Genomic DNA, 7,245 nt, shown 5'->3' on the forward strand with positions numbered 1-7,245 from the left:
CAGTTGCCGTGGGTGTCGGCGAACACCTGGATCTCGATATGGCGCGGACGCGTCAGGTACTTCTCGACCAGCACCTTGTCGTCGCCGAAGCTGGCCGAGGCCTCGCGCTTGACTGAAATCAGCGCGGCCTCGAAGCCATCGCCGGTTTCGACCACGCGCATGCCCTTGCCGCCGCCGCCCGCGCTGGCCTTGAGCAGCACCGGATAGCCGATGCGGTCGGCCTCGCGCCGCAGCAGCGCGGGGTCCTGGTCCTCGCCGTGGTAGCCCGGCACCAGCGGCACCGCCGCCTTTTCCATCAGCTGCTTGGCCGCGCTCTTGCTGCCCATCGCGTGGATGGCGGAGGCCGGCGGGCCGATAAAGACCAGCCCGGCCGCGGCGCAGGCCTCGGCGAAGGCTTCGTTCTCGGACAGGAAGCCGTAGCCTGGGTGGATCGCCTGGGCGCCGGTCTCCTTGGCCATCTCGATGATGTGGTCGGCGCGCAGGTAGCTGTCGCGCGCGGCGGCGCCACCGATATGCACGGCCTCGTCGCAGAAGGCGACGTGGCGCGCCTCGGCGTCGGCATCGGAATACACCGCGACGGTGCGGATGCCCAGCCGGCGGCAGGTGGCGGCCACGCGGCAGGCGATTTCACCGCGGTTGGCGATCAGGATCTTGTTGAACATGCGCCCTCCTTGTTATCCCCTAACCGGGATATTACGGCGGCGCGCCGTCCAGCGGGCACTTTCCTGTCACCTTCCCCCGGGTTATCCCGCGTAGCCCTCGGCGCGGATGTCGAGGCGGGCCAGCAGCGCGCGGTCGCGGTCGGCCTGCGGGTTGCCGGTGGTCAGCAGCTTTTCGCCGTAGAAGATTGAATTGGCGCCGGCCATGAAGCACAACGCCTGCAGCGCTTCGTCCATGGCCTCGCGGCCGGCCGACAGCCGCACCATCGCTTGCGGCATGGTGATGCGCGCCACCGCGATGGTGCGGACGAACTCGAACGGGTCCAGCGCCTCGGTGCCGGCCAGCGGCGTGCCCTCGACCTGCACCAGGTTGTTGATCGGCACCGATTCCGGATACGGGTCCATATTGGCCAGCTGCGCGATCAGGCCCGCGCGTGCCTCGCGCGACTCGCCCATGCCCACGATGCCGCCGCAGCAGACGTTGATGCCGGCATCGCGAACATGGCCGATGGTGTCGAGCCGGTCCTGGTAGGTGCGCGTGGTGATGATCTTGCCGTAGAACTCGGGCGAGGTATCGAGGTTGTGGTTGTAGTAGTCCAAGCCCGCTTCCTTGAGCTGCTGTGCCTGCTCTGCCTTGAGCATGCCCAGCGTGACGCAGGTCTCCAGCCCCATCGCCTTGACTTCGCGCACCATGTCCATCACTGGCTCCAGGTGGCGGTCCTTGGGGCTGCGCCAGGCGGCGCCCATGCAGAAGCGCGTGGCGCCATTGGCCTTGGCCGCGCGCGCGGCGTCCAGCACCTCTTCCAGCGCCAACAGCTTCTCGGCCTTGACGCCGGCATCGTGGTGCGCGCTCTGCGGGCAGTAGCCGCAGTCCTCCTCGCAGCCGCCGGTCTTGATCGACAGCAGCGTCGACAGTTGCACGGTGTTGGCATCGAAGTGTTCGCGGTGTACCTGCTGGGCGCGGAACAGCAGGTCGTTGAACGGCAGCGCAAACAGCGCGGCAACGTCATCGACGCGCCATTTGACATCGTCGGGCAAGGCGTGCTGGCGCGCGGTCTGGCGCAGCGATTCGGCGGAGATGGTGGTAACGGTGTGGGCTTGGGTCATGATCAATGGAATTTTTGTTCAGGCAGCCAGGCCAGCGGCCTCGGCCTGGTATCGAGTGGCGGCAGTCAACAGCGGCGCGAGGTCGAGCCGGTCCGCCGCGGAGGCGGGCGCCAGTTGCCAGGGCAGTTCGCCCAGGCAGGGTGCATCGAGCGATGCGTGCAGCGTGGCGATGTTCTCGTCGGCCAGCAGCATGTCCGGGTCGACCCGGTTGGCGATCCAGCCGGCCAGCGGCAGGCCGCGCGCGCGGATGGCTTCGGCGGTCAGCACGGCGTGGTTCAGGCAGCCGAGCCGGATCCCGACCACCATCACCACCGGCACGCCCAGCATCACGGCGAGGTCGGCGGTGTTCCAGCGCACCGCGCCGGCGTCGAGCGGCACGTTGAAGCCGCCCACGCCCTCGACCACCACGGCATCGGCCTGGCGGCGCAGCGCGTCGAAGGCATCGCGGATCGGCGCGCGCGTGATGCGCACGCCTTCCTGCGCGGCCGCCAGGTGCGGCGAGCACGGCGTGCGCAGCAGGAACGGGCAGGTCTGGCCCAGCGGCACGTTCACCGAACTGGCGGCGCGCAGCTGCGCCACGTCGTCGTTATGCCAGTGGCCGTCGCGCCATTCGCTGCCGCTGGCCACCGGCTTCATGCCGGCGGTGCGGTAGCCGGCGGCATGGAGCGCATGCAGCAGCGTGGCGCTGGCGTGGGTCTTGCCGACGCCGGTGTCGGTACCGGTGACGAAGCAGGCGAACGGTGCCATGGGCGGGCGCGGCCTCATGCTGCCTCCCGCTGCGCCACCGCGGCGCTCAGCGCATCGAGCAGGCGCCGCACATCGGCTTCGGTGTGCGCCGCCGACAGCGTGATGCGCAGCCGCGCAGTGCCCTCCGGCACGGTCGGCGGACGGATCGCGCCGACGCGGATGCCGTCGGCCTCCAGCATGGCCGACAGCGCCAGCGCGGCGCCGTTGTCGCCGACGATCAGCGGCTGCACCGCGGTCTGGCTGTCGCCCAGGGTCCAGTCCGCGATCGCGGCCAGCCGGGCCAGCCCCTCGCGCAGCGTGGCGATGCAGCGCGCCAGCTGCGCGCGGCGCTGCCTGCCCTCGTCGCCTTCGATGATGGCCAGGCTCGCCAGCAGCGCATGCGCGACCGCGGGCGGCGCGGCCGTGGTGTAGACATACGGCCGCGCGGTGTTGACCAGGTGTTCGATGATGGTCTCTTGCGCGGCGACGAAGGCGCCCGCGACACCGGCAGCCTTGCCCAGCGTGCCGATATAGATGAAGCGTTCGGACGACAGGCCGAGCGCTTCCAGCACGCCATGCCCGTGCTCGCCGAGCACGCCGAAGCCGTGGGCATCGTCGACGACGATCCACGCGTCATAACGCTCGGCCAGCTCCAGCAGCCTGCGCAGCGGCGCGACGTTGCCGTCCATGCTGAATACGCTGTCGGTGACGATCAGCTTGCGTGCGCTGGTGCTGGCCGCGAGCAGCGCTTCGAGCGCAGCCGTGTCGCAATGCGGGTAGCGCTGCACCTCGGCACGCGCCAGCCGCGCGCCGTCGATCAGCGAGGCATGGTTGAGCGATTCGCAGAACAGCGTCGCGCCAACGGTGCCGAGCGCGGTCAGCACGGCCATGTTGGCCATGTAGCCGGTGCAGAAATACAGCGTGCGCGCCTGTGCGATATGCGGAGCGAACCAGCGTGCCAGCTCGGCCTCCAGCTGCGCATGCGCGAGCGAATGGCCGCTGACCAGGTGCGAGGCGCCGCTGCCGGCGCCGTAGCGCTGCGCGCCTTCCACCAACGCGGCGACCACTTGCGGATGGTTGGCCAGCCCGAGGTAGTCGTTGCTGCAGAAGGTCAGCAGCGATTCCGCCTCGCTACCGTCCTCGCCCACGGCCTGGTGCGGCGCGCACGCGGTGTGCGCGATGCGGCGGCGGCGCGTCAGCGCCAGGGCGTGGCGCTGTTCCGCGGCCTGCTTCAGTTGTTCAAGCAGCATGGCGCACCTCCTTGCCTGCGGTCACGTCGTCAAGCGTGGCCAGCATCTGTTGGCCCAGCCAGCGCGCTTGCGCGGCGTCGAAGACGTAGGGCGGCATCACGTAGAGCGTATTGCCGATCGGGCGCACCAGCAGCTCGCGCGCGCGCGCGGCATGGTGGAAGCGCGCGGCGAAGTCAGCGCCGGCAACGTCGTCACGGACATCGGCGGCCCAGATCAGCCCACGCTGGCGCACGTGCCGCACGCGCGCGTCGGCAGCCAGCGCGGCCATGCCGTCTGCCAGCCAGTGCGCGCGCTCGCGGTTGCGCGCCAGCACCTCATCCTGAGCGAACAGGTCCAGCGTGGCCAGCGCCGCGCGGCAGGCGAGCGGGTTGCCGGTGTACGAATGCGAATGCAGGAAGCTGCGCGCGAGCTCGTCGGCGACGAAGGCGCGCTGGATTTCCGGGCGCGACAGCACCAGCGACAGCGGCAGGTAGCCGCCACTGATGCCCTTGGACAGGCACAGGAAATCGGGCCACGCATGCGCGGGCAGCGGCGCCTCGGTGCCGCGCGACTGTTCCCACGCGAAGAAGGTGCCGGTGCGCCCGCATCCCACCGCGATCTCGTCGGCGATCAGGTGCACGCGGTAGCGGTCGCACAGCGCGCGCACGCCGTCGAGGTAAGACGGGTCATGCATCGCCATGCCGGCGGCGCCCTGCACCAGCGGCTCGACGATCAGCGCGGCAATGGCGCCGGCGCGCTCGCGCAGCAGCGCCTCCAGCTCCGCCAGCGCGCGCGCCGCCACGTCGCTGGCGGACTCGCCGCGCCGGGCTTGCCGCGCATCGGGCGACATCACCACATGGGCGCGGCGGATCAGCGCGTCGTAGGCATCGCGGAAGATCTCCACGTCGGTCACGGCGAGCGCGCCCACGGTTTCGCCGTGGTAGCCGTGGCGCAGGCAGGCGAACTCGCGCTTGGCCGGCAGGCCGGTGTTGCGCCAGTAGTGGAAGCTCATCTTCAGCGCGATCTCGACCGCCGAGGCACCGTCCGAAGCGTAGAAGACATTGCCCAGCGCGCCGCCGGTCAGCGCCGACAGCCGCTCGGCCAGCTCCACCGCGGGCGCATGCGTGCAGCCCGCCAGCATCACATGCTCGAGCGTCTCCAGCTGGCTTGCCAGCGCGGCGTTGATGCGCGGGTTGGCATGGCCGAACAGGTTGACCCACCAGGAACTGGTGGCGTCGAAATAGCGCTGCCCGTCGGCATCGTGCAGCCACGGGCCTTCGCCGCGCACGATCGCGAGCGGCACGGCGTCATCGTCGGGACGCAGGCGCGTGCACGGATGCCAGACGGCGGCGCGGCTGCGCTGGCCCAGTGTGGCCGCGACGCTGCCTGTGGAAAGGGACTGGTGGTCCAAGATAGCCCTCCTTGGTTGGCCATCCGCGCTGGCGCCGCCGGCAGGGCCGGTCGGCGCGATGGGCGCGGACGGATAGGGAGGGTCATGGTAGGGAGGACTTCCGCGGCTTGGCAATGCCGCAGGATTTTTGCCGTTAGCGCAGCGTTGACCGGATTTGGCGAACGTTGCCGGCAAGAAGCGCTGCGCTTGCGGCTAGCGTGCCGCCATCTCCACGCAATCGCAGGCCGTCTTTATTTGGACTCAGGCCGGCCGCCACGACGGCGTGCGCTTCTCCAGGAACGACTTCACCCCTTCCCGCCCCTCTTCCGACGCGCGGATCTTCGCGATGCGGTCGGCCGTGTCGGCCAGCAGGTCGTTGTCGATCACGCGGCCGGCGATGTCCTGCACCAGCCGCTTGCTCTCGCGCACGGCGTTGGGACTGTTGGCGACCAGCGCGGCGGTCAGTTCGGCGACCTTGGCGTCGAGCGCCTCGGCCGGCACCACCGCGTGCAGCAGGCCCAGGCGCAGCGCCTCGGCCGCGTCGAAGCGCTCGGCGGTGATGAAGTAGCGGCGCGCGGCCTGCTCGCCCATGGCGCGGATCACGTACGGGCTGATGGTAGCGGGCAGCAGCCCCAGGCGCGCCTCGGACAGGCAGAAATGCGCGTGCTCGGCCGCCACCGCGATATCGCACGCGGCCACCAGGCCCATGCCGCCGGCATAGGTGTCGCCCTGGATGCGCGCGATCACCGGGCGCGGGCACGACCAGATGGTATGCAGCATCTGCGCCAGCGTCAGCGCATCGGCGCGGTTCTGGTCGTCGGAGTAGCCGGCCATCTTCTTCATCCAGTTCAGGTCGGCGCCGGCGCAGAACGCCGGGCCGCTGCCGGCCAGCACGATGGCGCGCACCTCGTCCATGTCGCCCAGCGCGCGGAAGGCGCCGGTCAGCTCGGCGATCACGGTCTCGTTGAAGGCGTTGCGCACGTCGGGCCGGTTCAGCGTGACGGTGGCGACGTGGTTGGCGATATTGACGGTCAGGGCAGTGAATTCCATGGTTCGCTCCGTTGGCGGAAATGGCGCATATAGCGGATAGGGATGATGCGGCTCAGGTGTCCGGATCGAAGGGCAGCCCCAGCGAGCGGAAGAACTCGCCCACCTCCGGCAGCCACACCGGGATGCCTTCGCGCGCGCTGAACAGCCGGTGCGAGTCGGCGCCGAACTCGCCCACGTCGACCAGCCGGGCCTGCGCCGCAGGGCCGCTGGCGCGCGCCTTGAAGGCGTTGAACATGCGGCCGGGCAAGGGTACCGGCCAGTAGCTGTCGTTGTCGCCATAGAACCACAGCGAGGGGTAGCGCGCCACGCTGCCGTAGGCGGCGAAGGCATCAACCAGGCGCTCTTCCCAGTCGGGGCAGTTCAGGTTGCGCAGCCCGCCGGCAAAGTTGACCACGCCGCGCACGCCGGGATAGGCGATGGTGCTGAACGCCATGGTGGTGAGCCCGCCATGCGACTGGCCGATCACGACGATGCGGTCCATGTCGACATAGGGCTGCGTCGCCATGTAGTCGAGCGTGGCGACGACGTCGTCGGCCTGCATCATGCCGTTGGTCTCGATATCGCAGCTGCCGCCGATATAGGCGCCGCCCGAGCGCGCGAAGCCCTGCCGCATCGGCAGCACCACCGCGTAGCCGCGGCGCAGGAACTCCACGCTCTGCGCCGGAAAGCGCGCGCGCCCCTGCATGCCGGGCCGGCCCGGTGCCTTGCCGTGGTTGATCACCACCAGCGGGAACGGCCCCGCGCCGGCCGGCTTGAACACCGTCGCTTCCAGGTCGATGCGCGACGGGATCGCGGCCTTGGGCAGCATCACCACCTGCTCCTGGAAGCGCACGCGCGCCGCCGACTGGCCGTTGCCGTCGGCCATCTGCGCATGCCCGCACAGCGGTGCCAGCACGGCAAGCACCGTGGCCAGGGCAAGGCGTTGAAGCAGGCGGGCGGTGCGGCGCATCAGGAGTCAGGCAATATCAGGTCGGCGCAGATTGGCAGGCTTACATGCGGAACACGCCGAACTTCATCTCGTCGATCGGCGCGTTGAGGCTGGCCGACAGGCCCAGCCCCAGCACCGTGCGCGTCTGCGCGGGAT

The 7,245-nt window shown here is 70.0% G+C and carries 7 protein-coding genes; all 7 read right to left on the reverse strand.

Translation table 11 applies throughout. From position 1 onward, the window contains the following. Nucleotides 1-662: biotin carboxylase N-terminal domain-containing protein (locus C7416_RS28650; protein ID WP_309250946.1), on the reverse strand; the 662-nt coding region annotated here is incomplete at its 3' end. 81 nt (nucleotides 663-743) lie between these two features. Beyond that, on the reverse strand, nucleotides 744-1,766 hold the full coding sequence (bioB, locus tag C7416_RS28655; protein WP_111521997.1) for a biotin synthase BioB: 1,023 nt from the start codon (nucleotides 1,764-1,766) through the stop codon (nucleotides 744-746). Between the two features lie 18 nt (nucleotides 1,767-1,784). Next, complete coding sequence (gene bioD, locus C7416_RS28660) at nucleotides 1,785-2,513, reverse strand: dethiobiotin synthase (RefSeq protein ID WP_111521998.1); 729 nt, start codon at nucleotides 2,511-2,513, stop codon at nucleotides 1,785-1,787. A 14-nt stretch (nucleotides 2,514-2,527) separates the two neighbouring features. Next, complete coding sequence (bioF, locus tag C7416_RS28665; protein WP_111521999.1) at nucleotides 2,528-3,742, reverse strand: 8-amino-7-oxononanoate synthase; 1,215 nt, start codon at nucleotides 3,740-3,742, stop codon at nucleotides 2,528-2,530. Beyond that, nucleotides 3,732-5,132 carry an adenosylmethionine--8-amino-7-oxononanoate transaminase gene (bioA, locus tag C7416_RS28670; protein WP_111522000.1) on the reverse strand — a complete coding sequence of 467 codons (1,401 nt, stop codon included), beginning with the start codon at nucleotides 5,130-5,132 and terminating at the stop codon, nucleotides 3,732-3,734. The genes bioF and bioA overlap by 11 nt, the downstream gene beginning before the upstream one ends. Before the next feature lie 240 nt (nucleotides 5,133-5,372). Next, the gene (locus tag C7416_RS28675; RefSeq protein WP_018003688.1) at nucleotides 5,373-6,161 is read right to left on the reverse strand and encodes an enoyl-CoA hydratase/isomerase family protein; all 789 of its coding nucleotides are present in this window, start codon (nucleotides 6,159-6,161) and stop codon (nucleotides 5,373-5,375) included. Between the two features lie 52 nt (nucleotides 6,162-6,213). Next, a complete protein-coding gene (locus C7416_RS28680; RefSeq protein WP_111522001.1) occupies nucleotides 6,214-7,110 on the reverse strand; it encodes a dienelactone hydrolase family protein in 897 nt (298 codons plus the stop codon). Between the last annotated feature and the right edge of the window lie 135 nt (nucleotides 7,111-7,245).

The organism is Cupriavidus phytorum, assembly GCF_003254285.1.
Classification (GTDB): domain Bacteria; phylum Pseudomonadota; class Gammaproteobacteria; order Burkholderiales; family Burkholderiaceae; genus Cupriavidus; species Cupriavidus phytorum.